Raw genomic sequence first — 26,967 nt, forward strand, 5'->3', positions numbered from 1 at the left:
CGCGGCAGCGCGGCTGCCTACGCTGGCCGCCATGCCGCGCCGCCTGCTCGCGACCGCGCTCGTCCTGCCGACGGTCCTGCTCGCCGGCTGCACCGACGACCCCGCCGCCCGCCAGCCCGGTGACCCGGTGACCGCCGAGGAGGCCGAGGTGCTCGCCGGGTTGCTCGCCGACACCGCCGAGAGCGGCGGCGCGGACCTGGTGGCGACGGCGCCCTTCGGCGAGGACGGGCTGCTCACCCTGACCGGCGAGGTCGACCTGGCCGGCGGGACCGGTCGCGCGCGGGCGGTGACCGCCTACGGCGGCGAGCAGCCCGACGACGTCCGCACGGTGTTCTTCACCGCGGACACCGTCTGGTTCGGCGACCTGGCCGGCCTGCCGGCGGCGCTGTCGGCCGAGGGGCTGCCCGACGTGCCCTTCGTGCGGCGGCCGCTGGCCACCGGGTCGGAGGAGGTGCCGCTGACCGACGTGCTCGTGCGGGTGGTGCTCAACCTCGGCGCGACCGGGACCGACGACGCCGCGGCGTTCACCGCCGGCGGGCACACCTGGGAGGGGCAGCGCTCGATCGACGGGCAGCTGGCCACCGTGTACGCCTCGGACGCCGGCTGGTCGGTGGCCGTGGACGACGGGAGCGGGCTGCTGCTGCAGTACGCCACCCCGCTGCCCGGCCAGGAGGAGGACGTGACGGTGACCCTGGCCGACCACGGGCCGCGGACGATCGCGCTGCCGGAGGAGGACCAGACCGTGGACGCGGTGGCCCACCCGGCGGTGGCCGCGGCGGTCGGCGTCTAGAAGGGCCTCCCTGCCCCCCACCCCTCGCTGGCGCTCGGGGCGGGCCCCTGCAGGGAGGCCGTGCCAGGACGTGGGGGAGGGGGCGGCCTCTTCCCCAGACCGCCCCCTCCGGGCCTCTTCCTACCAGATGCGGGGGGTCCGCGCGCGCCCGGGCCGCGCGCCGTGCCAGGTCAGTTGGCCGACGGGTCGGCCGGCGCGGTCGACAGCACCGCCAGGCGACCCCGCTGCCGGCCCAGGACGGCGCGCCACAGCGCCGAGCCGGCCAGGTCGCTGAGCACGTCGGCGGGGCTGCCGGGCACGCAGGCCCAGGCGCCCTCGGCGATCTCGGCGGCCAGCTGGCCGGGCGACCAGCCCGCGTAGCCGGCGAAGACCCGCAGCCCGGCCAGGCCGCGACCGGACCCGCACTCGAGGGCGGCGGGGTCGGCGTCGAGGTCGACGAGATAGACGTCACCGGCCACCCGGCGCAGGCCGGCGTCCTCGGCCGCCGTCGCGCCGGACCAGGCGGCCAGGCACAGCGCGGTGTCGGTCTCGCAGGGGCCGCCGACGTGGAAGACGCCGGGCTCGACGGCGAGGTCGCACCAGCCGGGCAGCACGTCGCGGATCTCGACCTGGCTGGGCCGACCCAGCACGACGCCGAGAGTGCCGCTGTCGTTGTGGTCGAGCACGTAGACGACGCCGCCGGCGAAGTTCGGGTCGGTCAGCGCCGGCATCGCCACCAGCAGGGACCCGGGACCGACGTCGTCGAGCGTCCCGGTGGACAGCGGCGGCAGGGCCGGGCGACGTCGGCCCGTGCCCGGACGGGCGGGCCGGCCGGACTCGGGATCAGGTGACGAGGGCACCGCGGACATCCCCACCAGTGTGCAACAGCCCGGCCGTCAGGGGGCGGCGGAGGCGCGTCCTACCCTCGCTCCCGTGGGTGCCGACACGACCGTGCGGCACCTGCTGCTCCGCGGCGACTTCCGCCGGCTGCTGACCACCCGGCTGCTGTCCCAGTTCGGCGACGGCGTCTTCCAGGCCTCGCTGGCCGGCACGGTGCTGTTCAACCCGCAGCGCGCCGCCGATCCGCTCGACGTCGCCGCCGGGTTCGCCGTCCTGCTGCTCCCGTACTCGGTGGTGGGCCCCTTCGCCGGCGTCTGGCTGGACCGGTGGAGCCGCCGCCAGGTGCTGCTCCGGGCCAACCTGCTGCGGGCGGCGCTGGTGGCCGTCGTAGCCGCGACGGTGCTCGCCGGCGTCTCCGGCGTCCCGCTCTACGCGCTCGGCCTGGTGGTCTTCTCGGTCACCCGGTTCGTGCTGTCGGCGCTGTCGGCCGGGCTCCCGCACACCGCCGACGAGCCGTCGCTGGTGTCGGCCAACGCGCTGTCGACGACGCTGGGCGCCGTCGCCACGGTCGCCGGCGGGGGCGTGGCGGTCGGGCTGTCGCGGCTGGGCGTCACCGGGGACGCCGTCTACGCCGCCGTGGCGCTCTCCGCGGCGCTGCCCTACCTGGCGGCCTCGCTCGTGGTGGCCGGCTTCGGGCCGGGGTACCTCGGCCCCGACGACGGCCCCGACGCCGCCGGGCCGGACCGGCTGACCGCGCGGGCGGTGGTGCGCGGGATGGCCGAGGGCGCCCGGCACGCCCGTGCCCGCCCTCCGGTGGCCGCGGCGCTGCTGGCGATCAGCGCGCACCGGCTCTGCTACGGCGTCCTGACGCTGGTGACGCTGTTGCTCTTCCGCACCGGCTTCCCCGACGTCGGCGGGCTCGTGCCCGGCGGCCTGGTCGGCCTCGGGCAGGCGGTCGCCGCCGGTGCCGCGGGGACCGTGCTGGCCGCCGCCGTGACCCCCGCGGCTGTGCGGCGGGTGGGCCGGCGCCGCTGGACGGCGGGCGTGCTGGCCGTCGGCGGCGTGCTGCAGCTGGCGCTGGGCCTGCCGTTCACCCCGCCGTCCACCGTGGCCGCCGCGTTCGTGCTCGGCCTGGTGGCGCAGGGCGTGAAGATCTGCGTGGACACCACGCTGCAGGAGTCGCTGGACGACGACCTGCGCGGCCGCGTGTTCTCCGTCTACGACACCCTGGTCAACGTCAGCTACGTGACGGCGCTGGTCGCCGCCGCGCTGCTGCTGCCGCCCGACGGCCGCTCGGTCGCCGCGCTGGCCGTCGTCGCGGGCGGGTACCTGCTCACCGCCGCGCTCTACGCCCACCTGACGCGCTCCCACGCCGACCTGCCCTAGAGGCGCGGCTCGCAGGCCCCCCGGCCCAGCCGCGCCAGGCCGGCCCGGTCACCGGGTCCCAGCTGCCCGGTCGCGTTGCCGTGCGGGGACATGAGCTCGCCGGGGTCCTCGACGTGCCCGAGGCCGACGACGTGCGCCAGCTCGTGCACCAGCACGCCGCGCAGCGCCGCCCGCCCCTCGGGGTCCCCCTCCCGGGAGCGGGCCCACTCCGCGTCGACGGCGACCGCGCCGGTCACGTACACGTACGGGCCGCCCGCCGACCAGGCCTCGCTGCCGCCGACGCCGGCCACCGTGCCGGCGAGGGCCGGGACCGTCGCGGGCGTCTCCCAGCTGACCAGGACCGGTGCCCAGCGGTCGCCGTAGCGGCCCGGCTGGGCGGCCGGGCGGTCCTCCGACCAGCCCTCGTCGGTGCCGCCGTCGGCGACGAACCGCAGCCCGGTGGCCGCGGACACCTCGGCCACGGCCTCCGCGACCAGCCGCGCCGCGCCCGCCGGGCCGCCGTCGGACCGGACGACGTAGTGGACCGGCCGGCAGGGGTCGTAGGCGACCGGCGTCTCGCCGTCCCCCTGGTGCTGCAGCGCGCTCCACGTCCCCTGCTCCGGGACGGTCGGCGGCTGCCCGAGCGGGGCGTCCGCGGCCCCGACGCCGGGGGTCGGGCGGACCGCGGCCGGGCCGGCGGCGGCCGAGGTCGGCGGCCACCCCGGGCGGTCCGCCACCCAGGTGGCGCCCAGCGCGAGGGCGAGGGCGAGCACGACGGCCGGCGCGCCGCGGACGGCGCCGCGCGGCTGCGGGAGCGCAGGGTGCCCGCTCCCGGGGTGCGCCCCGCCGTCCACCCGTGCCTCCCGCCGTCCGGTCCGGCAGTCGGTCCTACCGGCGGACGGCGCGGCGGGAGATCCCCCGGCCGGGTGACCGCACCCGGCCGGGGGAGGTCAGGAGAGGTCCTGGCCCTCGAAGTCCTCGGGCGTGTACTCGCGCGGCTCGACCAGCACCATCCAGTTGCCCGAGTTGTCCCGCATGAGCGCCTCGACGCCGTAGGGCCGCTGCGTCGGCGGCTGCAGGAACTCGACGCCCCGGGCGGAGAGCTCCTCGTAGGTCTTCTGGCAGTCGTCGACGTTGACGCCGATCCCCGGGAGCCCGCCCTCGGCCTGGGCGCGCTGCATCGCGGCGATGAGGTCGTCCGACAGCGGCCGGCTCGGGGTGGTCAGGTGCACCTGCAGCTCGGGCTGGCCGGGGTGGCCGACGGTCACCCAGCGGAAGTCCGGGCCGAGCTGGATGTCGTCCCTGGCCTCGAAGCCGAGGACGTCGGTGTAGAAGGCGAGTGACTCGTCGAGGTCGCGCACCCAGACGCTGACGAGCGAGACGTTGGTGATCACGCCGCGAGGCTACGGAGCGTCGCCGTCCCCGTGCTCCTCCCCGCTCGCGGAGCCGTGCTCGGCCAGCCCGCGCATGACGACGTGGCACCCGGGGATGCGCGGCGCACCGGTGCGGGCCCAGCGGGCCTGGAAGGCGCTGGGCGTCTCGCCGACGAGCTCGCGGAACCGGCTGCCGGAGGAGCCCAGGCTGGTGGAGCCGACCGCGTGGCAGACCTCGGTGACGGTCAGGTTCGTGCTGCGCGGCAGGTCCTGCGCCCGCTCGACCCGCCGCCGCGAGAGGTGGGCGGCGGGGGAGAGGCCGTAGGTCGCGGTGAACAGCCGGTGGACGTGCCACGTGCTCAGCGCGGCGACGGCGGCCAGCGCGGCCAGGTCCAGCGGCTCGGCGACGTGCCGGTCGGCGTGGTCGCGCGCGCGGCGCAGGTGGACGAGGACGTCGTCGGCGGCCCGCGCCGGCCCGGCGGTCACCGCGCGGCCCACCAGGCGCGCAGCTCCGCCTCGGCCTCCTCGCGGTCGAGCGGGCCGCGCTCGAGGCGGAGGTCCTTGAGGTGCTTCCACGCCTCGCCGACCTCGCGGCCCGGCGGGATGCCGAGGATCTCCATGATCGCGTTACCGTCGAGGTCGGGGCGCACGCGCGCCAGGTCCTCCGCCGCCGACAGCTCGGCGATCCGCCGCTCGAGCGAGTCGTAGGTGGCCGCCAGCGCGGCCGCGCGCCGCCGGTTGCGCGTCGTGCAGTCCGAGCGCACCAGCTTGTGCAGCCGGGACAGCAGCGGGCCGGCGTCGGTCACGTAGCGGCGGACGGCGGAGTCGGTCCACTCACCGGTCCCGTAGCCGTGGAACCGCAGGTGCAGGAACGTCAGGCGGGAGACGTCCTCCACGACCTCCTTGGAGTACCGCAGCGCCTGCAGCCGCCTGCGCACCAGCTTGGCGCCGACCACCTCGTGGTGGTGGAAGGAGACCCGCCCGCGCGGCTCGTGCCGGCGGGTGGCCGGCTTGCCGACGTCGTGCAGCAGCGCGGCCAGCCGCAGCACCAGGTCGGGGGACGGCGCCTCCGGGTCGGCCTCGTCCAGCGCGATCGCCTGGTCGAGCACGGTCAGCGAGTGGCTGTAGACGTCCTTGTGCTGGTGGTGCTCGTCGATCTCCATCCGCAGCGCGGACAGCTCCGGCAGCACGACGTCGGCCAGGCCGGTGCCGACGAACAGCTCCAGCCCGGCCCGGGGGGCGTGCTGCAGCAGTGTCTTGGACAGCTCCGCCTGCACCCGCTCCGGGGTGATCCGGGCCAGCTCGCCGGACATCGCCGTCATCGCCGCGACCACCTCCTCGTCGGGGGTCAGGCCGAGCTGGGCGACGAACCGGACCCCGCGCAGCATCCGCAGCGGGTCGTCGGCGAAGGAGTCCGCCGCGGCGCCGGGGGTGCGCAGCCGGCGGGCCAGCAGGTCGCCGAGGCCGCCGAAGGGGTCGGTCACCGTGCGGTCCGGGCCGAGGGAGACGGCCATCGCGTTGACCGTGAAGTCGCGGCGGGCGAGGTCGTCGACGAGCGAGTCGCCCCAGGCGACCTCGGGGTTGCGGGACTCGCGGTCGTAGCGGTCGGCGCGGTAGGTGGTGATCTCCAGCCGGGTGGCCGCACCCCCGTGCCGGACCTCGGCGCCGACCGTGCCGAAGGCGATCCCCGTGTTCCACGTGGAACTGGCCCAGCCGCGCAGCAGCCGGAGCACCTGCTCGGGCCGGGCGTCGGTGGTGACGTCGAGGTCGCCGGCGGGCGGGGTCGCGCCGGTGCCCGCGGCCAGCAGCGCGTCGCGCACCGACCCGCCGACGAGGTGGGCCGCGAAGCCGGCGGCGGCGAACCGCTCGCCGAGCTCGACGAGGACGGGGGAGACCTCGACCAGGTCGCGCACGGCCTGCTGGACCGCCGGGGGGACGGCCACGGCGGCCGGGCGACTCTCGGGCTGTCCGGACACGACGAGCCAGGGTAGTGGGAACACTCGCGCTACCCTCCTGGCATGGCTGGGACCGGCGGACGTGGACGCCCCGGCCGCCGTCTGCGCCGGGTCGACGAGACCTCCGCGGGCGGCCTGGTCGTCGCCGACGACGGCATCCACGGACCCCGGGCGGCGCTCATCGGGCGCACCGACCGGCGGGGCCGGCTGCTGTGGTCACTGCCCAAGGGCCACATCGAGGAGGGCGAGACCCCGGAGGACACCGCCGTCCGGGAGGTCGCCGAGGAGACCGGGATCATCGGCGAGGTGCTGGCCCCGCTCGGGATCATCGACTTCTGGTTCGTCGCCGAGGGCCGCCGCGTGCACAAGACGGTGCACCACTTCCTCCTGCGCGCCATCGGCGGCGCGCTGTCCGACGCCGACGTCGAGGTCACCGAGGTCGCCTGGGTGCCCCTCGACGAGCTGAGCGGCCGGCTCGCCTACGCCGATGAGCGGGCGCTGGTCGAGCGCGCGCCCGCGCTGCTCGCCGACAGTGCGTGACCCGGCGCCCGAGGTCCCTCCCAGGCATCCCACCCCCCGGCCCGGGGACGGCCGGCGCGGGGGAGCCGTGACGCGCCGTCGGCGGACCCGGGCCCTGACGACGGCCCTGCTGGTGCTCCCGCTGCTCGCCGCCGCGCCGCCCGCCCCGGCCGCGCCCGCCACCCCCACGCCGGCACCGCCCGCCGACGACCGGCCGGTCGCCGTCGAGGTCACCCGGCTCGACCCGCGCACCGTCGCACCCGGGGGCACGGTCACCGTCGAGGGCCGGCTGACCAACACCGGCAGCGAGACGCTCACCGACCTCACCGTGCGCCTGCAGCGCGGTGAGGTGGTCACCACCCGGGCCGAGCTGCTCGCCGCCGACGCCGACCCCGACCCGGTCACCGCCGTCAGCACCGCGTTCGCCCCGGTCGCCGGGGAGCTCGCGCCCGGCGCCGAGGCGACCTTCGCCTACACCGCGACCACCGCCGACCTGGGCATGGACCGCGACGGCGTCTACCCGCTGCTGCTCAACCTCAACGCCACCGACCCCGACGGCGGGCAGAGCCGGGTCGGCGAGGTGACCACCTCGGTCGTGCAGCAGACCGCACCCCCGGCGTCGGCCACGTCGGTCGCCTGGCTGTGGCCGCTGGTCGAGCGCACCCACCGGGACGCCGCCGGCGGCTTCGTCGACGACGGGCTGGCGGCGGCGGTGTCCGGCGACGGCCGGCTCGACCGCGCGCTCGCGGTGCTCGAGCGCCTGCCCGGCGCGGTCCTGCCCGGCGCCACCGGGCCCGGCCCGCTCGCGCCGGTGACCCTGGCGATCGACCCGGTGCTGGTGGAGGAGCTCGCCCTGATGGCCGAGGGGCCCTACGCCGTGGCCGGCCAGGACGGCGCCGGCACCGGCACCGAGGCCGCCGCCGCGTGGTTGGACCGGCTGCGCGCCGTGGCCGCCGACCACCCCGTCGTCGCGCTGTCCTACGGCGACGTCGACGCCGACGCGCTGCAGGCCGCCGGCCTCCCCGCCGTCGTCACCCGCAGCCTGCCCCGCGCCGCGGAGGACGCGGCCGACCGCGACGGCGGCGCCGTGGCGAGCGGCGACTCCCCGGGCCCGGCCGGCGCCGACCTGCTGACCGAGCGGCTCGGCGTCACGCTCCGCACCGACCTCGCCTGGGCGGCCGGCGGCGCACTGCGCGCCGACACCCTGACCACGCTCACCGACGGCGGCGTCGAGTCGGTGGTGCTCGACTCCGGCGCGCTGACCGGCGCGGACGACGTCCTGGGGCTCGACGGCTCCGCCGCCGCGCGGGCGACCGTCGCCGGGCAGGACGGACCGGTCCCCGCGCTCGTCGCCGACGGGCAGCTCTCCGGCCTGGTCGGGTCGGCCGGGACCGCCGAGGGCGGCGTGCGGGTGGCCGAGCAGCGCTACCTCGCCGAGCTGGTGCTGCTCTCCCAGCAGCCGGTGGCCGACCCGGCGGGTCAGACCGTGCTGGTCGCGCCGCCACGGGACGTCGACCCCGACCCCGCCGGCGTCGCCGCGATGATCGCCGACACGACGCTGCCCGGGCTGCGCCCGGCCACCCTCGCCGATCTCGCCGCGGGGCCGGTCAGCGGCGCGGACGGGGCGCTCGGCCCCGCCGACGGTGAGAACGGGGAGGCCCTGGCGCTCGACCCGGCCGCCCTGACCGACGTCGCCGCCGCGGTGGACCTGCGCGACGACCTGGCCGGCGCCGTCGTCGGCGAGCCCGCCGACGCGCTGGCCCCCTACGACGCCGCCACCGCGCGCGCAGCCTCCGCCACCTGGCGAGGCGACCCCGAGGGCGCGCGCGCCGCCGCGGCCGACCTGCGCGCCACCGTCGGCGGGCTGCGCGAGCAGGTGACCCTGCTGTCCCCGGCCGAGGGCAGCTACAGCCTGGCCTCGAACGACGCGCCGCTGGTGCTCACGGTGCAGAACGACCTGCCCTTCGCCGTCCGGGTGCGGGTCGCCGTGCGCACCCGCGACAACGTCGGGCTGGCGATCGACGACGTCGGCGTCCAGGAGGTCGCGCCGCAGCAGCGCACGACGCTGCAGGTGCCCACCCACCTGAGCCAGTCGGGGCGCTTCGCCGTGACCGCGGCGCTCACCACGCCCGACGGCGGGCCGCTGGGCGACCCGGTGGCGATCCAGGTGCGCAGCACCACGTACGGCACCATCTCGCTGTCGATCACCATCGGCGCCGCTGTCCTGCTCGGCCTGCTCTTCCTCCGCCGCGGGGTGCTGTTCGTGCTGCGCCGCCGCCGGGGCGCGGCCGAGGAGGAGCAGCCCGAGGGCACCGCCTGGCCGCCCAGCCGGAGCCCGGTGTGACCGGCCGCCCGCGCAGCGAGGAGGAGCTCACGGCCCGCGACCCGTCCCCCGACGTGGCGGAGGAGGGCCGGCCCGCCCGCGGTCCGGCGCCCCGTCCGCTGCCGCCGGTGCCGCCGGCCGCCCCGCCGTCGTCGCGGGCCGCGGCGCCGACCCCCTCGTCCTCGCCGTCCTCCCCGGCCCGGCCGGCCCGGCCGCTGCCCCCGCCGCCCTACCCGGTCGCGTCGCCCGGTCCCGCCCCCGCCGCACCGGCCCGGCCGGTGCCGCCGGTCCCCCCACCGGCCGCCGCACCGCAAGCCGCCGCACCGCCCGCGTCCGCACCGCCGGTGCCCGCGCCGGCCGCGCCGCAGCGCGCGCAGCGGCCGCTGCCGCCGGTGCCCCCGCCGGCCCGCCGCCGGTTCATCCCGGCCGACGAGACGCAGGTCATCCCGATCCTGCAGCTGCCGCCGGTGCCGCCCGGGCCGGAGGGGGAGACCGAGGAGGAGGCGCAGCAGCGGGAGGGCCCGCCCGGCGGCAGCCGGGGCATCCTGCGCGCCGCCGGCACCATGGCGGTGGCCACGCTCGTCTCCCGGGTCACCGGTCTGCTGCGCACGATGGTGCTGGCCGCGGCGCTCGGCGTCGGGCTGGTCAACGACGCCTACAACACCGCCAACACGCTGCCCAACATCGTCTACGAGCTGCTGCTCGGCGGCGTGCTGACCTCGGTGATCGTGCCGCTGCTGGTGCACGCCCAGGAACGCGACCGCGACGGCGGGGTGGCCTACGCGCAGCGGCTGTCCACGCTGGCGATCTCCGGGCTGGTCCTGGTCACCGCGGTCGCCGTCGTCGTCGCGCCGCTGCTGACCGCCCTCTACGGCATCCAGGGCGACCCCGAGCAGGTGCGGCTGGCCAACTGGCTGGCCCGCATCCTGCTCGTCGAGATCGTCTTCTACGGGGTCGGGGCGCTGGCCCAGGCGATCCTCAACAGCCGCGGCGTCTTCGGCCCACCCGCCTGGGCGCCGGTGCTCAACAACGTCGTCGTCATCGTCACCGGCCTGCTGTTCCTGGCGGCCGGCGGCCCCGGCGGCCTCGAGCCGCGGACGATCACCGGCGGGCAGGTGTGGCTGCTCGGCGGCGGCACGCTGCTGGGCATCGTGCTGCAGGCGGTGGTCCTGGTGCCGCTGCTGCGCCGGGCCGGCGTCCCCCTGCGGCCGCGGTGGAACGTGCGCCAGACCGGCCTGCGCGAGGTCGGCGGCCTCGGCGGGTGGGTGGTCCTCTACGTCGCGGTCAGCCAGGTCGGCGTCATCGTCGCCACCCGGGTGGCCAACGCCGCGGCCCGCGAGGGCGGCCTGGGCTCGAGCGCCTTCGCCTACGCCAGCCTGCTGTTCCAGATGCCCTACGGGATCATCGGCGTCGCGCTGCTCACCGCCCTCGTGCCGCGGATGAGCCGCGCCGCCGCCCGCCACGACGTCCCCGGCGTGGTGCAGGACCTGGCGCTGGGCACCCGGCTCTCCGCGCTCGGCCTGCTGCCGGTCACCGCCGCGCTCACCGTGCTCGGCCCGGCCCTGGGCGTCGTCGCCTTCGCCCGCGGCAACACCTCCGTCGAGCAGGCCCAGGGCATCGGCGCGGCGCTGGCCATCGGCGCGTTCGGCCTGCTGCCGATGGCGGTCACCCTGCTGCAGCTGCGGGTCTTCTACGCGATGAAGGACGCCCGCACGCCGACGCTCATCCAGGTCGGCATGGTCGCCGTCCGGGTACCGCTGCTGTTCCTGGTCCCGGCGCTGGTCGAGCCCGAGCACGTCGTCGCGGGACTCATGCTGGCCACCAGCGTCACCTACCTCGCCGGCTGGGCGCTGGGGCACGTGGCGCTGCGCCGGCACCTGCGGACGGGAGCCGGCGGCCGGGCGCTGGGGCCGGTGCTGCGGATGGCCGCGGCGGCGGCCGTCGGGGCCCTCGCCGGCCGCCTGGTGGTCGGCGTGACGGACGACGCGTTCGGGACCTCGGCCGGGGGCTCGCTCGCGACCGTGCTGGTCGGTACCGTGGTCGTCGGTGCCACGACCCTGGCCGGGTTCGTGCTCGCCCGTGTCCCGGAGCTCCGGGAGCCCCTCGCCGCCGTCCGCGCGCGGCTGGGCCGCGGGTGAGCACCGTCCGTCCGGGTCCGGCGCCCGCACCGGGGCAGCCAGCCGCCGGACCCCGAGGGAGGTCGGCCACGTCGATGACGTCCACGATCACCGGCCTCCCCGACCGCTACCGCCCCCTCGACGAGGTCGGCCCGGTCGAGCGGACCGAGACGGGCGTCATCCACAGCTGGCGGGCCAAGGACCGGGTCCTCAACCGCGACGTCGCCGTCCGCGTGCACGTGCCCGGCGGCCCGCCCGCCCGCGCCTGGATCACCCGCGCGCTGACCGCCGGCGGGCTGGCCACGCCCGCCCTGGCCATGGTCTACGACGCCTCCGAGGGCACCGGCGGCGGGTCGGGCAGCCCGGCCTACGTCGTCAACGAGTGGATCGACGGGCAGACCCTCGACGAGCGGCTGGCCGCCGGCCCCATGGGCGAGCGCGAGACGCGCACCGTGCTGCGCCGGCTGGCCGAGGGCGTCGCCGAGGCGCACCGGGTGGGCCTGGCCGTCGGCGGGCTCGGCCCCGAGACGGTCGTGCTGCGGCCCAACGGCCTGGTCGGCCTGCGCGCGGTCCCGGCGGCGACCGGCAGCGTGCAGGAGGACATCTCCGCCCTCGGCGCGCTGCTCGAGCTCTGCCTGACCGGCCGGCAGGCCGGCACCCCGGGCGCCGCGCCGGAGATCGGCGCCCCCGACCTCGCCGCGCTGGTCCGCCGGGCGCGCTCCACCGAGCCCGGCTCCCGGCTGTCCAGCGCCGCCGCGATGGCCGCGCTGCTCGCCGAGCGCCCCCGCACCGGCGCCCGCCCGGTCCGCGGCGGCGACGAGAGCGACAGCGGGTGGCTGGGCCGGCTGCGCGAGCACCGGGAGAGCGAGCGCGCCGCGGCGGCCGACCGCGCGGCCGACGCCGGTCACGGGGAGGACGACGAGCGGCCGCAGCGCCGGCCGCCCGGCACCCTGCCGCCCGTCCCGAGCGGCCGCCGGTCCGACCACGACGACCTCCTCGACGGCGACCACGGTGCCGACGACGACCTCGCCGACGACCTCGCCGACGACCTCGCGGCCGACGACGACCTCGACGGCGACGACCGGCCGGGCTCGGCCACCCGCCGGCGCCTGCTGGTCGTCGGGCTCCCGCTGCTGGCGCTGCTGATCGTCGTCGCGCTCGCCTGGTGGGTGGGCACGAGCGTGCTGTCGGTGGCCGACGAGGAGGTCGACCGGGTGCCGGGGGCCGCGCCGTCCGCCCCGTCCACCAGCCCCGCCGCCGAGACCAGCCCCGTCCCCGCGACCGCGGCCGGACCGGCGGCCATCACCGGTGCCACGGTGCTCGACCCGTTCGGGGACGGCGAGCCGGAGAACGTCGACGACGTCCCCGCCTCCTTCGACGGGGACCCGGCCACCGCCTGGTCGACGCTGACCTACCGGGGCTCGGCCGACTTCGGCAACCTCAAGCCCGGCGTCGGCGTCGTCTACGACCTCGGCTCGGCGCAGCCGGTGGGCGGGGTCACGCTCACCACGACGACGCCGGGCATCACCGTCGAGGTGCGCACCGGCGACTCGCCCGACGGCGACCTGGACTCCTACGCCGTCGCGGCCGACGGCACCGTCGAGGGCACCACCGAGCTGACCTTCGACGAGCCGGTGACCACGCAGTACGTGGCGGTGTGGGTGACCGGCCTGGTGCCCGCCGACGACGGCTTCCAGGGGTCCCTGGCCGAGGTCGCGGTCAGCTCCGCCTCCTGAGCGGCGTCCCCCCGGACGGGGGCCGGCGGCGGCCCACCCGTCCCCTGACCACGGAATGCGGCCCTACGATCTGGCGTTGTGCCGCGCGTGACCCACTCCCAGCCCACCCCCGGCCCCGCCACGACGACCGAGATCACCTCCCCGGCGATCCCGCCCGCCGAGCACGACGGCGTCCGTGACCTGATCATCATCGGGTCGGGCCCGGCGGGCTACACCGCGGCCGTCTACGCCGCGCGGGCCAACCTGCACCCGCTGGTCTTCGAGGGCTCCCAGTTCGGCGGCGCCCTGATGACGACCACCGAGGTGGAGAACTTCCCCGGCTTCGCCGAGGGCATCCAGGGCCCCGAGCTGATGATGGACATGCGCACCCAGGCCGAGCGCTTCGGCGCCGAGCTGGTGGCCCGCGACGTCTCCGAGGTCGACCTGACCGCCAGCCCCAAGGTGGTCAAGGTCGGCGACGAGGTGCACCTCGCGCACGCGGTCATCGTCGCCACCGGGTCGAAGTACCGGTACCTGGGCCTGGACAACGAGCAGCGCCTGCTCGGCCACGGCGTCTCGGCCTGCGCCACCTGTGACGGCTTCTTCTTCCGCGACCAGGACATCGTCGTCGTCGGCGGTGGCGACTCGGCGATGGAGGAGGCCACCTTCCTCACCCGCTTCGCCAAGACGGTCACCGTCGTCCACCGGCGGGAGGAGCTGCGCGCCTCGAAGATCATGCAGAAGCGCGCGCAGGACAACGAGAAGATCCGCTGGGCCCTCGGCAAGCAGGTCACCGACGTCCTCGGCGACTCCACCGTCTCCGGCGTCCAGCTCACCGACGTGGCCTCCGGCGCCACCGAGGAGCTCCCCGTCTCGGGCGTGTTCGTCGCCATCGGCCACGACCCGCGCAGCGAGCTGTTCGTCGGGCAGCTCAAGCTCGACGACTCCGGCTACATCCAGGTCGAGCACCCCACCACGCGCACCAACCTCGACGGCGTCTTCGCCTGCGGCGACGTCGTCGACCACGTGTACCGGCAGGCCATCACCTCGGCCGGCACCGGGGCGGCGGCGGCCATCGACGCCGAGCGCTGGCTGGCCGAGACCTTCGACGAGCGCTGAGGAGGGACCCCCTCGCCGCCCACGCCTCGCTCCGCTCGGCGCGGGACCCTGCGAGGGGGCCGTTCCGGGCATAGCGCGCCCTCTCCGCGGGTTACCCCCGGCAGAGGCCCCACACCGCAGACCTCGATCGACCCACAGGGAGAACGACCATGGCAGGCAACACCGTGACCGTCACCGACGCCAGCTTCGCCAACGAGGTGCTGGGCAGCGACAAGCCCGTCCTCGTGGACTTCTGGGCGGAGTGGTGCGGCCCGTGCAAGATGGTCGCCCCCGTCCTGGAGGAGATCGCCCGCGAGCACGGCGACAAGCTGACGATCGCCAAGCTCAACATCGACGAGAACCCGCAGATCGCCCGTGACTACCAGGTCATGTCGATCCCGACGATGACCGTCTTCCAGGGCGGCAAGCCGGTGAAGAGCATCATCGGCGCCAAGCCGAAGGGCGCCATCCTCTCCGACCTGGCCGACTACATCTGAGCCGGGACACCTGAGGCAGGACCTCCCCCTCGGGAGGCCGACACCGGGGCCCGCTCCTCCCCCGGAGGAGCGGGCCCCGGTGCGTCCGGGGGACCCCCGGCGGGCCGGTCGGGGTCGTGGACGGGACAATCGGGAGCACGATGGGTAGCGAGAGCAGCATGCAGCCGCTGGGTCCCGGCAGCCGGGGCCCCGCCGTGGCCGACGTCCGGGCCGCCCTGCGCAGTCTGGGCCTGCTCGCACCGGCCGACGGCATCCCGGACGACGACGGCGCCGAGGTGTACGACCAGGCCACCGAGCTCGCCGTCCGGCACTTCCAGCAGGTGCGCGGGCTGTCGGTCGACGGCCGCGTCGGCGAGGAGACCTACCGGGCGCTGTCGGAGGCGCGCTGGTCGCTGGGCGACCGGCTGCTGCACCACGACCCCGAGCGGCCGATGCGCGGCGACGACGTCACCGGCCTGCAGGAGCGGCTGCTCGAGCTCGGCTACGACGCCGGCCGCGCCGACGGCACCTTCGGCCCGGAGACCGAGACCGGCCTGCGCACCTTCCAGCGCGACTACGGGCTGACCGCCGACGGCACGTGCGGGCCGGCCACGCTGCGCGCGCTGCGCCAGCTCGGCCGCAAGGTCACCGGCGGCCGCCCGCAGCTGCTCCGGCAGAGCGCCTCCTTCGTCGACAGCGGCCCGCACCTGATCGGCCGCCGCATCGTCGTCGACCCCGGACACGGCGGCGACGACCCCGGCTGCACCTCCGGCGAGACCACCGAGGCCGACCTCGTGCTCGACCTCGCCCGCCGCATCGAGGGCCAGCTGGCCGCCGCCGGTGCCACGGTCTACCTCACCCGCGGCCCCGACCAGGACCCCACCGCCGCCGAGCGCACCCGCTTCGCCAACGACGCCCGCGCCGACCTGTTCGTCTCCCTGCACCTGGACGCGCACGAGTCCGAGCACGCCCGCGGCGTGGCCAGCTACTACTACGGCACCGGCTCCGGGACGTCGTCGACGGTGGGGGAGCGGTTCGCCGACCTGGTCCGCCGCGAGGTCACCGCCCGCACCGGCATGCTCGACCTCGGGGGGCACCCCAAGACGTGGGACCTGCTGCGGATGAGCCGCATGCCCGCCGTCCGGCTCGACTGCGGCTACCTCTCCCACCCGGTCGACCGGCTGCTGCTGCTCGACGCCCGGGTGCGCAGCAGCGTCGCCTCCGCCGTCCTGGCCGCCGTCCAGCGGCTGTTCCTGCCGGCCGACGCCGACCCCCCCACCGGCACCTTCGTCCTGCCCAGCCGGGTGTAGCCGCGCGGCGATGATCAGCGGACCTGATCATCGCGTGTCCTACCCGACGGTGGACGGTCCGGTAGGACGCGCCGCGGTGGGGTAGGACGGCGCGACGCCGTCGCGGGCCCGCACGCGTGGGACTCCTGGGGTCCGGGGTGTGACCGGTCCGTCTCGACCCGCCGTGTCGGTCGGGACCCCCGGGTGGGCTCCCTACACTCGACGGGTGGCCTCTCTCCCACCGGGTCCGGTGTCGCCCGGCTCCCCGCACCCGCACTCCCACGTCGTGCCCCGCCACCCGCGGCTGGACCCCCTCGCCGACCGGTACGCAGCACGCACGCACGGGATGAAGAGCTCGGAGATCCGCGCGCTGTTCTCCGTCGTCAGCCGGCCCGAGGTCGTCTCGCTGGCCGGCGGGATGCCCGCGGTCACCGCGCTCCCGCTCGACGCCGTCGGCTCGATGATCGGCGAGCTGGTCAGCGGCATGGGCGCGCAGACCCTCCAGTACGGCTCCGGCCAGGGCGACCCGCGGCTGCGCGAGCGCATCTGCGACGTCATGGCGCTCGAGGGCATCACCGACGCCTCGCCCAGCGAGGTCGTGGTGACCGTCGGCTCCCAGCAGGGCCTGGACCTGGTCACCCGCGTCTTCTGCGACCCGGGGGACGTCGTCCTCGCCGAGGGCCCCTCCTACGTGGGTGCGCTCGGCGTCTTCCAGGCCGCCGAGGCACGGGTGCGGCACGTCCCGATGGACGACGACGGCCTGATCCCGGAGGCGCTGGAGCAGGCGCTGCTGGAGTGCCGGGCCAACGGCGACCGGGTGAAGTTCCTCTACACCGTGCCGAACTTCCACAACCCGGCCGGCGTGACGCTGTCCGAGCCGCGCCGCCAGGCGATCGTCGACATCGCCGAGCGGTACGACCTGCTGGTCATCGAGGACAACCCCTACGGCCTGCTCGGCTTCGAGCACGAGCCGATGCGGGCGCTGCGGGCCCGCAACTCCCAGCGGGTCGTCTACCTCGGCTCGTTCTCCAAGACCTTCTCCCCGGGCCTGCGGGTCGGCTGGGTGCTCGCGCCGCTCGCCGTCCGCGAGAAGCTCGTGCTGGCCACGGAGGCGCAGGTGCTCTGCCCGCCGTCGCTGACCCAGTACGCGGTGGCCCGCTACCTCGACACCCAGCCCTGGCGCGAGCAGATCAAGCTGTTCACCGAGCTCTACCGCGAGCGGCGGGACGCCACGCTGGAGTCGCTCGACGCGCTGATGCCGCCGGGCACCACCTGGACACGTCCCGACGGCGGCTTCTACGTGTGGCTCAAGCTCCCGCACGGCCTGGACAGCAAGCTGATGCAGCCGCGCGCGGTCAACGCGCACGTCGCCTACGTGCCCGGGATCGGCTTCTACGCCGACGGCGCGGGCCGCGAGTACATGCGGTTGTCCTACTGCTACCCCGAGCCGGACCAGATCCGGGAGGGCGTGCGCCGGCTGGCCCGCGTCATCGAGGCCGAGCTGGACCTGCACAGCACCTTCGACGCCGTCGACACCGGCACCTTCCGGGCCGTGGGACGCCCCGCGCCCACGCACACCGCCGAGACCATCGTCGGCCCCGCCAACAGCGACCGGTCGGAGGACTGACCCCCGTGACCGAGCCCGCCGCACCCGCGGCACCGACCACGACCTCCGAGGAGCACCCCCTGCACGCCGTCGTCCTGGCCGGTGGCCTGACCTTCGAGCGCGAGGTCAGCCTGTCCTCCGGCACGCAGGTGGTGGAGGAGCTGGCCCGCGTCGGCGTGGACGCCGAGCTGCGCGACGCCGACGCCGACCTCCTGCCAGGCCTGGCCGCGGCACCCGCCGACGCGGTGTTCATCGCGCTGCACGGGGCCACGGGGGAGGACGGCGCCCTGCGCGCGGTCCTCGACCTCGCCGGCGTCCCCTACGTCGGCTCGCCCGCCGCCGCCTGCCGCCTGGCGTGGGACAAGCCGGCGGCCAAGTCGGTGGTGCGCGGCGCCGGCCTGACGACGCCGGACTGGGTGGCCCTGCCGCACAGCACCTTCCGCGAGCTGGGCGCCGGCGCCGTCCTCGACCTCATCGTCGCCCGGCTCGGGTTGCCGCTGATGGTCAAGCCGGCCTCCGGCGGATCGGCGCTGGGCGCGCAGAAGGTGACCCGCGTCGAGGACCTGCCCGCCGCGATGGTCAGCTGCTTCGCCTACGGCGACACGGTGCTCGTCGAGCGGTTCGTCGACGGCGTCGAGCTGGCGGTCTCGGTGGTCGACCTGGGCGAGGGCCCGGAGGCGCTGCCGGCGGTGGAGATCGCGCCGGAGTCCGGGGTCTTCGACTACACGGCCCGCTACACGCCGGGCCTCACCGAGTACCACGCGCCGGCCCGGGTCCCCGAGGACGTGGCGGCCCGCGCGGCCGACCTCGCCGTGCGGGTGCACCGGGCGCTGGGGCTGGCCGACCTCTCCCGCACCGACGCGATCGTCGGTCCCGACGGCGAGGTGCACTTCCTCGAGGTCAACGTCTCCCCGGGGCTGACCGAGACGTCGATGTTCCCGATGGCGGTGGAGGCGGCCGGCCACGACCTCGGCGACGTCCTCTCCCGGCTGCTCACCCGGCGGGCGCGCGGCACCACCTGAGCCGCAGCCCGAGAGCGACAGAGCCCGGGTTCCGTCCGTGACGGAACCCGGGCTCTGTGTCATCAGGACCCCTCGGAGCCCTCCCGGCGCCCGCTGACGTCCGGCGCCATCTGGCCGATGATGCGCTGCAGGTCGTCGACCGAGCCGAACTCGACCACGATCCGCCCCTTGGCCCGGCCGATCTGGATCTTGACCTTGGTCTCGAAGACGTCGGACAGCCGGCCGGCGAGGTCCTCCACACCCGGCGCGCTGAACCGGCGGGCCCGTCGGCGCGCGGCCGGCTGCTCGGCGGCGGCCAGTGCCACCGCCTCCTCCGTGGCCCGCACCGACAACCCCTCGGCCACGATCCGGGTGGCGAGCGCGTCCTGCGCCTCGGGGTCGTCCAGGCCCAGGAGCGCCCGCGCGTGTCCGGCGGTGATGACGCCCGCGGCCACCCGGGTCTGCACCTTCACCGGCAGCTTGAGCAACCGGATGGTGTTGGTGACCTGCGAGCGGCTGCGCCCGATGCGCCCGGCCAGCTCCTCGTGGGTGGCGCCGAACTCCTCCAGCAGCTGCTGGTAGGCGGCGGCCTCCTCCAGTGGGTTGAGCTGGACGCGGTGGATGTTCTCCAGCAGCGCGTCGCGCAGCAGCGCGTCGTCCTCGGTCTCGCGGACGATCGCCGGCACCGTCTCGAGTCCGGCGCCCCGGGCGGCGCGCAGCCGCCGCTCGCCCATGATGAGCTCGTAGCCGACCCTGCCGTCGTCCAGCGTGCGCTCGCGCACCACGACCGGCTGCAGCAGGCCGAACTCGCGCACCGAGTGGGTGAGCTCCTCCAGCGCCTCGTCGTCGAACACCTGGCGCGGCTGGCGGGGGTTGGGGACGACGTCGGTGACGGCCACCTCGCGCAGCTGGGCGCCCGGGACGCCGACGGCGGCCTCGGCCTGCGCGGCGACGGTGGCGGCGGCCTGCGCGGCCGGGGGGAGCAGCGTGACCGGCGAGGGCGTCGTCCCCGTCGTCGTCCCGCCCGTCTCCGGCGTCCCACCCGTCTCGGGGGCGGGCGCCTCGGACTCGGGCAGCGTCGGCTGCTCGACCGGGGGAGCGCTGGTGGGGATGAGCGCCGCCAGGCCCCGGCCGAGGCCGCCACGCTTGCTCATCGGTTCTCCTCGTCGACGGAGGTGGGCACGGGCAGGACGGCCGCGTCGGTGCCGGCGAAGGCCGCTCCGGCCAGGGAGCTGTCGGCGAGCGAGCCGGTGGCCGACGCCTGCGGGCGGACGGCGGGCATCGGCGCGGTCCGGGGCGGCGGGGGAGGCGGCGGCCCCATCGGGCGCGGGTCGGCCTCGGGCACGAGGTGCACGCCCCGCTCGGCGAACTCGCGGGCCGCCTCGACGTAGCTGGTGGACCCGCGCGAGCCCGGGTCGTAGGTGAGCACCGACTGCCCGTAGCCCGGCGCCTCCGACACCCGGACGTTGCGGGGGATGACCGTGCCCAGCACCAGCTCCCCGAAGTGGCTGCGCACCTCCTCGGCGACCTGGTCGGCGAGCTTCGTCCGCGCGTCGTACATCGTCAGCAGGATCGTGCGGACGGCGATGCCCGGGTTCAGGTGCGCGCGGACCAGCTCGATGTTGTTGAGCAGCTGGCCGAGGCCCTCCAGCGCGTAGTACTCGCACTGGATCGGGATGAGCACCTCGTCGCCGGCCACCAGCGCGTTGAGCGTCAGCAGGCCCAGCGACGGCGGGCAGTCGATGAGGACGTAGTGCGGCCGCCGCTCCTCGGGCAGCGACTGCACGTAGCCCTCGATCGCGCGGCGCAGCCGGTACTCGCGGGCCACCACGGAGACCAGCTCGATCTCCGCGCCGGCCAGGTCGATCGTCGCCGGGACGCAGCGCAGGTTCGGGCTGGCGGTCGTCGGGTGGACGACGTCGGCCATCGAGCGGTCCCCGACGAGGGCGTCGTAGATCGACGGCGTGCCCACGGTGTGCTCGACACCGAGGGCGGTGCTCGTGTTGCCCTGCGGGTCGAGGTCGATGACCAGCACCCGCAGGCCGTAGAGGGACAGCGCGACGCCGAGGTTGACCGTGGAGGTCGTCTTGCCGACGCCGCCCTTCTGGTTGGCCACGGTGACCACCCGCAGCCGGCCGGGCGCCGGGAACGGCTCCTGGTCGGCGGCGTGCAGCACCCGCGTGGCGCGCAGGGCCTCCATGGCGATGGGGCTGTCGAAGTCCGTGCCGGAGGCGGCCGCCGTGTCGGCCGCGAGGCTGGAGCGCAGCCGCTGGCCCGGGTCGGTCATCGCGGGTCCTCCTCGCCGACCCGTTTCACGTGGAACGGGGTCGGGATAGCTGTGCGGGTTCCACGTGGAACGGCGCGCCGCCGGCTCACCGCGACCCACGGGTCATGACCACCACGGTAGTGGCAGCCTCCCCGAGCCCGGCGCCGACAGCCCGAGGGTGCACGTCACGCATCCCCGCGCGCTCCAGCTCGGGGAGCAGCGCCGGGAGCTCCTCCAGGGCGCGGGCACCGACGAGCGCCACGAGCTGGGCGCCGGGCCGCAGCAGGCCGCGGCACCAGCCGACGAGGCGGGGCAGCGCCGCCACCGCCCGGGCGGTGACCACGTCGACCGGGCCGACCGTCCGCACCACCGCGCGCTCCTCGGCGCGACCGCGGACCACCCGCCAGGGGACGCCGAGCTCGGCGACGACCTCCTCGAGGAACTCGACCCGGCGGGCCATGGGCTCGACCAGGGTGAGGACGACGTCGGGGCGGGCCAGCGCCAGCGGGATGCCGGGCAGGCCGGCACCGCTGCCGACGTCGACCACCCGGGCACCCTCGGGCACCGCCTCGGCCACCGCCGCGCTGTTGAGCACGTGCCGCTCCCACAGCCGTGGGACCTCACGCGGCCCGATGAGCCCACGCGTCACACCGTCACCGGCCAGCCGGGCGACGTAGCGCTCGGCGGCCGGCAGCGCCTCCCCGAAGACGGGACCGGCGACGTCGGGCGCGGGCGGCGCCCCGACCCCGGGCGCAGCGGGCCCGGTCACCGATCTGGCAGGACCACGACGCGCCGGTTCGGCTCCTCGCCCTCCGACTCGCTGTGCACCCCGGCGACCCCGGCGACGACGTCGTGGACGACCTTGCGCTCGAAGGGGTTCATCGGCGCCAGCCGCTCGGCCTGCCGCCCGGCGGCGACCCGCCGGGCCGCCTCGGCGGCCAGCGAGGTGAGGTCGGCGCGGCGGCGGGCGCGGTAGCCGCCGATGTCGAGCATCAGCCGGCTGCGGACGCCGGTCGACTGGGCCACGGCCAGGCGGGTGAGCTCCTGCAGGGCCTCCAGGACGGAGCCGTCGGACCCGACGAGGTCCTGCAGGTCGCCGCCGACGATGGCCACCGAGGCACGGTCGCCCTCGACGTCGAGGTCGATGTCACCGTCCACGTCGAGGATGTCGAGCAGCCGCTCGAGGTAGTCGCCGGCGACGTCGCCCTCGCGGACGAGCAGGTCGGTGCCGCCGGCCCGGACGTCGACCTCGTCGGCCGGCTCGACCAGCGCGTCGGCGCCGGCCTCGTCGCGGTCGGGCAGGTCGGTGGGCCCGTCCGGCGCGGTGTCCGGCGCGGGGCTCAGGACGGCGCCGGCGGTCGCCTCGGCGGTCGCGGCGGTGTCGGAGGGCGGCTGGTGCGGAGCGCTCACGGAGGTACCTCCAGTCGGTGCGGGCAGCCGGGCGGACCCGGTGGTCTGGGGAGCCGGGCGCGCGGCGGGGCGCGCCGCCCGGCGGGGCGGCCGCGGCGGCGGGGGACGCCGGACCGGGCCGCCGCGGGGCTAACGGCGCTTGCGCTTCCCGCCGGTGCCCGCGGGCCGCCCGTGCGGCGCGCGGTTGCCCGGGCGGGAGCCACTCCTGCCGCCGCCGGGACGGCCGGCGGAGGACCCGGACGCGGTGCTGCCGGTGCCGCCGGTCCCGTCGGTCCCCGCGGGACCGTCGGTGGCCGCGGTGCCGTCGGCGGGGGCGGGGCCGTCGGTGACGGGGGGCCCGCTCTTCGACAGCGTCACGCCGTCAGCGGACGGGGAATCCGGCGTGCCGGGGTCGCGGTCGCCGTCCTTGCCCAGGTCCACCCCGGACGTCACGGGCCGGCCACCCCGGCTGCGCACCGGCTTGGCGCCGGGCTTGGGGGCGAGGGTCTTCGGGTCGACGGCGGGCTTGTCGGCAGCGGACCTGGCCAGCGCGGCGGGGGACCCGGGCGGGGGCATCTTGCGCAGGATGAAGAACTGCTGGCCCAGCGTCCACAGGTTGTTCGTCATCCAGTAGAGGAGGACGCCGATCGGGAAGAAGAAGCCGGTGACGAAGAGGCTGACCGGCATGCCGTAGAGCAGCAGCTTCTGCACCATCGCGGCCTGGCCCTCGACCGGGCCGGAGCGCCGCATGATCTGCTTCTGGGTGAAGAAGGTGGTGGCGCACATGATCACCATGAGGATCAGCGCCACGGTGCGGATGCCGGCCTCGCTGACGCCGGGCAGCGCCAGGATGTCGGCGGCCTTCTGCCCGGTCATGTTGAACGACGAGGAGATCGGCGCGCCGAACAGCTCGGCCTTCGCGGCCTGGTCGGTGAGCTCGTCGTCCCAGCTGTAGAGGCCGGGCGCGCCCGGCCGCAGCCGGCGCAGCACGTGGAACAGCGAGAGGAAGACCGGGATCTGCGGGAGGATCGGCAGGCAGCCGGCCAGCGGGTTGACCCCGCGCTCCTTCTGCAGCTCCATCATCGCCTGGCTGAAGCCCTGCCGGTCGGCGCCGTACTGCTTGCGCAGCTTCTGGATCTCCGGCTGGATCTCCTGCATCGCCCGCTGGCTCTTGACCTGCTTGACGAACAGCGGGAAGAGGATCAGCCGCACGGTGACGACCAGGAACACGATCGACAGCGCCCAGGTGATGCCGCCGGCGGGGTCGAGGAAGGACGAGAACACCCCGTGCCAGACCTTCATGACGAAGGCGATCGCGGTGTAGAGCCAGTCAAGCAACGCCAGCCTCCTGCTGCGGGGACCGGCGGTCAGCCGGTGAGGTCTCGGGGGCGGGACGACGGGCGCCGTCGGCGGCGGGCACCGCGAGGGGTGCCGCAGACCTCGACGGACGACCGGTCCCGCGGGTTCCGGCGGCCGCCCGGCCGGCGCGCGGCGCCGGCACCGGGTCGAAGCCGCCGGGGTGCCAGGGGGCGCACTTCAGCAGCCGCCGCAGCGCCAGCCACGAGCCGCGGCCGGCGCCGTGCAGCGCGACCGCCTCGGCGGCGTAGGCGCTGCAGGTGGGGGCGAAACGGCAGCGCGGGGGCAGCGCGGGGCTGACGGCGCGCGAGTAGAAGCCGATGGCGCCGAGCAGGGCGCGGGCGACCGGTCCCCGGCGGCGTGCCGCACCGTCGGGTGCGGGCCCGGCGGTCACGAGGACCGCGTCCGCTCGGCGAGCACGCGGTCCAGGCCGGCGGCGAGGTCGCGCCGCAGGTCGGCGGAGGTCGCCGTGCCGGCCTCGGGCCGGGCCCGGACGACCAGGTCGGCGGTCGCGGGCAGCCGGCGCAGCTCCTCGCGGACGGCGGCGCGCAGCCGCCGGGTCACGCGGTGCCGGACCACCGAGTTGCCGACGGCCCTGCCGACCACGAAGCCGGCCCGCGGGCCGGTCGGGGCGTCCCCGGGCACGCCAGGACCCCCGGCCGCGGCGGCCGGGGGTCGGGCGGGGAGGTAGTGGAGCACCATGGTCGGCCGACCGGCACGCCGGCCCGACCGGACGACCGCGGTGAACTCCGGACGCCGGCGCAGGCGGGCCTGCGCGGGCAGCACCTCAGGCGGAGAGCTTCTCGCGACCCTTGCGGCGGCGACCGGTGAGGATCGCGCGGCCCGCACGGGTGCGCATCCGCAGCCGGAAACCGTGGGTCTTGGACCGGCGGCGGTTGTTCGGCTGGAAGGTGCGCTTGCTCACGGGGTACTCCTACGGCGGGACGTCGGCGGTGCGGCCGGCCGGTGGGCAGGCACGCGCGCGGACCGGCGGCAGGGCTGCGCCCGGGCCGGTCCACGGACTCCGCCCAGCATAACCCGAGCAGCGCGCCCCCCGGGACGCCGTCCCCGGACCGGACCCGCACGCTCCGGCGGCACGGCGACCGGACATGCTCCCGCCGCCCGGGGGACACGCGGTGTCGGCGCGCCGACGGGGCGGCGACGACACGCCGACCGACACGCGCACCGGCCGTCCCACGCGCACCCGGGCGTCGTTGCCGGGCTGTGGACGGGGCTGTTAGCGTCGCCGTCGCTCCGGTCCGGGTGACAGCCCGGTACGGGGGCCGACCACCCGGTCGACCTGATCGCCGCCCGCCTCGAGCCGTATCACGACCTCCCTCCCGACCAGCGACGACGCCGGGGCCGCCCCGCAGCAGCGGGTCGACAAGGCGCCGTGTCGCCAGTCGTGCACAGCCTGTGGACACTCGTGTGGAACACCTGTGTCCGGATGTCCACAACCGGGCAGCCACGGTGCCGGGGACCCGGGAGCGCGGCAGGTCGGTCACGGGGACGAGAACAGCTTGGGGAGGACAGGGTCATGGCCGATGCCACGGTCGACCTGGCGGAGGTCTGGGACTCGGTCCGCGAGCGGCTGGCCACCAGCCTGACCCGTCAGCAGAACGCGATGCTCAACCTCACCCGGCCGGTGGGCCTGGTGGGCGGCACCGCCGTCCTCGCCGCGCCCAACGAGTTCACCCAGACCGTGCTCGAGTCGCGCATGCGCCGGGTGCTGGCCGAGGCGCTGTCCGAGCAGCTCGGCCGCGACATCGGCGTGGCCATCCAGCTCGAGGACCTGCCGGCCGACGCCGCCACCTCGGCCGCCGAGCCGCCCACCCGCCGGCCGTGGGCGCCGTCGGCCGACCTGTCCTCCGACGAGGAGCGCGAGCGGGCCGACGACGGCCGCAGCGCGTTCGGCGTGCGCAGCGACGCCCGCCCGCTGGACCGGCCCGCCGGGGCCGGCGGCTACGAGCCCGCGCCCGGCTACGACGCCGCGTCCTACGACACCCCGGCCTACGACACCCCCGCGTACGACACCCCGGCCTACGACGGCCCGTCCTACGACCAGCCCGCCGCCGGCGCCCCGGCCGAGGAGTGGGGCGCCACCGACTGGAGCCCGGCCGGCCGCGGGCGGAGCACCGGCCGCCGGCGCGGCGTGCGCCCGGGCGAGGGCGCCGAGGTGCTGCCCTTCGACCTCGGCGACGACGTCGCGCCGCCGCCCGAGGAGGACACCGCGCCGCGGCGGGCGGGCGGCCGGGCCGGCGGGGGCGCCGTCCCGCTGTTCGGCGACCGCCGCCCGCCGGCCGGTCAGGACCCGGGCCTGAACCCCAAGTACGTCTTCGACAGCTTCGTCATCGGCAACAGCAACCGGTTCGCCCACGCCGCCGCGGTCGCCGTCGCCGAGGCCCCGGCGCGCGCCTACAACCCGCTGTTCGTCTACGGCGACTCCGGGCTGGGCAAGACCCACCTGCTGCACGCGATCGGGCACTACGCAGCGCGGATGTTCCCCAACGTGCGGGTGCGCTACGTCAGCACCGAGGAGTTCACCAACGAGTTCATCAACCTGGTCCACTCCGGCCGGGCCGAGGACTTCCGCCGCCGCTACCGCGACATCGACTTCCTGCTCATCGACGACATCCAGTTCCTGGAGCGCGCCGAGCGGACGCAGGAGGAGTTCTTCCACACCTTCAACACGCTGCACAACGCGAGCAAGCAGATCGTCATCACCTCCGACCGGGCGCCGAAGAAGCTGACGACGCTCGAGGACCGGCTGCGCACGCGGTTCGAGTGGGGCCTCATCACCGACGTCCAGGCGCCGGACCTGGAGACCCGCATCGCGATCCTGCGGAAGAAGGCCTACGGCGAGCGGCTGCAGGTGCCCGACCCGGTGCTGGAGTTCATCGCCAGCAAGGTGCAGACCAACATCCGCGAGCTCGAGGGCGCGCTGATCCGGGTGACGGCGTTCGCGTCGCTGAACAAGCAGCAGGTGGACCTGCCGCTGGCCGAGCTGGTGCTCAAGGACCTCATCAGCGACGAGCAGGGCCCGCAGATCACCGCGGCGATCATCATGGCGGCCACCGCGGAGTACTTCTCCGTGACGATGGAGGAGCTGCAGGGCGCCAACCGCAGCCGCACGCTGGTCAACGCCCGCCAGATCGCCATGTACCTGTGCCGGGAGCTCACCGAGCTGTCCCTGCCGCGGATCGGCGCCTCCTTCGGCGGCAAGGACCACACCACCGTCATGCACGCCGTCAAGAAGATCACCAACCTGATGAGCGAGCGCCGGGCGACGTACACCCAGGTCACCGAGCTGACCGCCCGCATCAAGAGTCGCGCCCGGCAGTGACACTGCGGTCCTCCGGACCGCACCGGCGGCCACGTGCCGTCCCCGGCCTGCGCTGAGCCCACCCCGGCGCTCGGTCGCGGGACCCTCCGGGCCCCACTCCTCCCGCCGCCTCGCAGGGCGGCTCGCCCGGGCGCGGGCCCCTGCACCGAGGCCGAGCGGGTGCACTG

At 76.3% G+C, this 26,967-nt stretch carries 25 protein-coding genes; 12 read left to right on the top strand and 13 right to left on the bottom strand.

Going from position 1 to position 26,967, the window contains the following annotated elements; translation table 11 throughout:
* Window positions 1–31 precede the first annotated feature (31 nt).
* Window positions 32–790, top strand: coding sequence for a hypothetical protein (locus tag BLQ97_RS19945; protein WP_091368110.1), 759 nt, complete (start codon window positions 32–34; stop codon window positions 788–790).
* A 170-nt stretch (window positions 791–960) separates the two neighbouring features.
* Here the strand turns inward: BLQ97_RS19945 and BLQ97_RS19950 are convergent, their stop codons facing one another.
* Complete coding sequence (locus BLQ97_RS19950; protein WP_091368112.1) at window positions 961–1,638, bottom strand: YqgE/AlgH family protein; 678 nt, start codon at window positions 1,636–1,638, stop codon at window positions 961–963.
* 64 nt (window positions 1,639–1,702) lie between these two features.
* On the opposite strand from BLQ97_RS19950, the gene BLQ97_RS19955 reads away from it, so the two are divergent.
* Entirely contained in the window at window positions 1,703–2,995 is a 1,293-nt protein-coding gene (locus BLQ97_RS19955; protein WP_091368115.1) for an MFS transporter, read from the top strand.
* Here the strand turns inward: BLQ97_RS19955 and BLQ97_RS19960 are convergent.
* The 4 genes from BLQ97_RS19960 to BLQ97_RS19975 all read right to left on the bottom strand — a co-directional run bounded on the left by BLQ97_RS19960 (window position 2,992) and on the right by BLQ97_RS19975 (window position 6,323).
* Window positions 2,992–3,828, bottom strand: a complete 837-nt coding sequence (locus tag BLQ97_RS19960; RefSeq protein ID WP_091368118.1) for a matrixin family metalloprotease — start codon at window positions 3,826–3,828, stop codon at window positions 2,992–2,994. The two genes, BLQ97_RS19955 and BLQ97_RS19960, sit on opposite strands and share 4 nt — an antisense overlap.
* A gap of 96 nt (window positions 3,829–3,924) precedes the next feature.
* Window positions 3,925–4,368: a VOC family protein gene (locus BLQ97_RS19965; RefSeq protein WP_091368121.1), complete on the bottom strand. Its 444-nt coding sequence runs from the start codon at window positions 4,366–4,368 to the stop codon at window positions 3,925–3,927.
* Between the two features lie 9 nt (window positions 4,369–4,377).
* Window positions 4,378–4,833: a helix-turn-helix domain-containing protein gene (locus BLQ97_RS19970; RefSeq protein ID WP_091368617.1), complete on the bottom strand. Its 456-nt coding sequence runs from the start codon at window positions 4,831–4,833 to the stop codon at window positions 4,378–4,380.
* Window positions 4,830–6,323 carry a CCA tRNA nucleotidyltransferase gene (locus tag BLQ97_RS19975; protein ID WP_091368124.1) on the bottom strand — a complete coding sequence of 498 codons (1,494 nt, stop codon included), beginning with the start codon at window positions 6,321–6,323 and terminating at the stop codon, window positions 4,830–4,832. Before BLQ97_RS19975 ends, BLQ97_RS19970 begins: the two co-directional genes overlap by 4 nt.
* 42 nt (window positions 6,324–6,365) lie before the next feature.
* Here BLQ97_RS19975 and BLQ97_RS19980 point away from each other — a divergent pair, with 42 nt between their 5' ends.
* The 9 genes from BLQ97_RS19980 (at window position 6,366) to BLQ97_RS20020 (ending at window position 18,467) form a co-directional block, all read left to right on the top strand.
* Window positions 6,366–6,842, top strand: a complete 477-nt coding sequence (locus BLQ97_RS19980) for an NUDIX hydrolase (protein WP_091112976.1) — start codon at window positions 6,366–6,368, stop codon at window positions 6,840–6,842.
* A gap of 67 nt (window positions 6,843–6,909) precedes the next feature.
* Window positions 6,910–9,165: a DUF6049 family protein gene (locus BLQ97_RS19985; protein ID WP_091368127.1), complete on the top strand. Its 2,256-nt coding sequence runs from the start codon at window positions 6,910–6,912 to the stop codon at window positions 9,163–9,165.
* A complete protein-coding gene (gene murJ, locus BLQ97_RS19990; protein ID WP_245692516.1) occupies window positions 9,162–11,282 on the top strand; it encodes a murein biosynthesis integral membrane protein MurJ in 2,121 nt (706 codons plus the stop codon). Before BLQ97_RS19985 ends, murJ begins: the two co-directional genes overlap by 4 nt.
* A gap of 74 nt (window positions 11,283–11,356) precedes the next feature.
* Window positions 11,357–12,997 (top strand): hypothetical protein, encoded by a 1,641-nt coding sequence (locus tag BLQ97_RS19995; RefSeq protein ID WP_091368130.1) that lies wholly within the window; start codon window positions 11,357–11,359, stop codon window positions 12,995–12,997.
* 78 nt (window positions 12,998–13,075) lie between these two features.
* Entirely contained in the window at window positions 13,076–14,095 is a 1,020-nt protein-coding gene (gene trxB / locus BLQ97_RS20000; RefSeq protein ID WP_245692518.1) for a thioredoxin-disulfide reductase, read from the top strand.
* A gap of 149 nt (window positions 14,096–14,244) precedes the next feature.
* On the top strand, window positions 14,245–14,571 hold the full coding sequence (gene trxA / locus BLQ97_RS20005; protein ID WP_091368131.1) for a thioredoxin: 327 nt from the start codon (window positions 14,245–14,247) through the stop codon (window positions 14,569–14,571).
* A 140-nt stretch (window positions 14,572–14,711) separates the two neighbouring features.
* Window positions 14,712–15,860, top strand: a complete 1,149-nt coding sequence (locus BLQ97_RS20010; protein WP_245692520.1) for an N-acetylmuramoyl-L-alanine amidase — start codon at window positions 14,712–14,714, stop codon at window positions 15,858–15,860.
* 205 nt (window positions 15,861–16,065) lie between these two features.
* Window positions 16,066–17,466 (top strand): aminotransferase-like domain-containing protein, encoded by a 1,401-nt coding sequence (locus BLQ97_RS20015; RefSeq protein WP_217637292.1) that lies wholly within the window; start codon window positions 16,066–16,068, stop codon window positions 17,464–17,466.
* A 5-nt stretch (window positions 17,467–17,471) separates the two neighbouring features.
* Entirely contained in the window at window positions 17,472–18,467 is a 996-nt protein-coding gene (locus BLQ97_RS20020; RefSeq protein WP_091368139.1) for a D-alanine--D-alanine ligase family protein, read from the top strand.
* A gap of 62 nt (window positions 18,468–18,529) precedes the next feature.
* Here BLQ97_RS20020 and BLQ97_RS20025 read toward each other — a convergent pair whose 3' ends face one another.
* The 8 genes from BLQ97_RS20025 to rpmH all read right to left on the bottom strand — a co-directional run bounded on the left by BLQ97_RS20025 (window position 18,530) and on the right by rpmH (window position 24,382).
* Window positions 18,530–19,600 carry a ParB/RepB/Spo0J family partition protein gene (locus tag BLQ97_RS20025; RefSeq protein ID WP_091368143.1) on the bottom strand — a complete coding sequence of 357 codons (1,071 nt, stop codon included), beginning with the start codon at window positions 19,598–19,600 and terminating at the stop codon, window positions 18,530–18,532.
* Entirely contained in the window at window positions 19,597–20,733 is a 1,137-nt protein-coding gene (locus tag BLQ97_RS20030; protein ID WP_091368145.1) for a ParA family protein, read from the bottom strand. The genes BLQ97_RS20025 and BLQ97_RS20030 overlap by 4 nt, the downstream gene beginning before the upstream one ends.
* 85 nt (window positions 20,734–20,818) lie before the next feature.
* Window positions 20,819–21,481, bottom strand: coding sequence for a 16S rRNA (guanine(527)-N(7))-methyltransferase RsmG (gene rsmG, locus BLQ97_RS20035; protein ID WP_091368148.1), 663 nt, complete (start codon window positions 21,479–21,481; stop codon window positions 20,819–20,821).
* Window positions 21,478–22,122: a Jag family protein gene (locus BLQ97_RS20040; protein WP_245692521.1), complete on the bottom strand. Its 645-nt coding sequence runs from the start codon at window positions 22,120–22,122 to the stop codon at window positions 21,478–21,480. Before BLQ97_RS20040 ends, rsmG begins: the two co-directional genes overlap by 4 nt.
* 129 nt (window positions 22,123–22,251) lie before the next feature.
* Complete coding sequence (gene yidC, locus BLQ97_RS20045) at window positions 22,252–23,439, bottom strand: membrane protein insertase YidC (RefSeq protein ID WP_175471836.1); 1,188 nt, start codon at window positions 23,437–23,439, stop codon at window positions 22,252–22,254.
* Window positions 23,432–23,851 (bottom strand): membrane protein insertion efficiency factor YidD, encoded by a 420-nt coding sequence (gene yidD / locus BLQ97_RS20050; protein WP_091368153.1) that lies wholly within the window; start codon window positions 23,849–23,851, stop codon window positions 23,432–23,434. Before yidD ends, yidC begins: the two co-directional genes overlap by 8 nt.
* Entirely contained in the window at window positions 23,848–24,306 is a 459-nt protein-coding gene (rnpA, locus tag BLQ97_RS20055) for a ribonuclease P protein component (protein ID WP_342670523.1), read from the bottom strand. Before rnpA ends, yidD begins: the two co-directional genes overlap by 4 nt.
* The gene (gene rpmH / locus BLQ97_RS20060) at window positions 24,245–24,382 is read right to left on the bottom strand and encodes a 50S ribosomal protein L34 (RefSeq protein ID WP_091368159.1); all 138 of its coding nucleotides are present in this window, start codon (window positions 24,380–24,382) and stop codon (window positions 24,245–24,247) included. The genes rnpA and rpmH overlap by 62 nt, the downstream gene beginning before the upstream one ends.
* A gap of 612 nt (window positions 24,383–24,994) precedes the next feature.
* On the opposite strand from rpmH, the gene dnaA reads away from it, so the two are divergent.
* Window positions 24,995–26,800 (top strand): chromosomal replication initiator protein DnaA, encoded by a 1,806-nt coding sequence (dnaA, locus tag BLQ97_RS20065; protein WP_091368162.1) that lies wholly within the window; start codon window positions 24,995–24,997, stop codon window positions 26,798–26,800.
* Window positions 26,801–26,967: the final 167 nt, after the last annotated feature.

Origin of the sequence: Geodermatophilus telluris (genome assembly GCF_900102745.1) — a bacterium.
Lineage (GTDB): Bacteria > Actinomycetota > Actinomycetes > Mycobacteriales > Geodermatophilaceae > Geodermatophilus > Geodermatophilus telluris.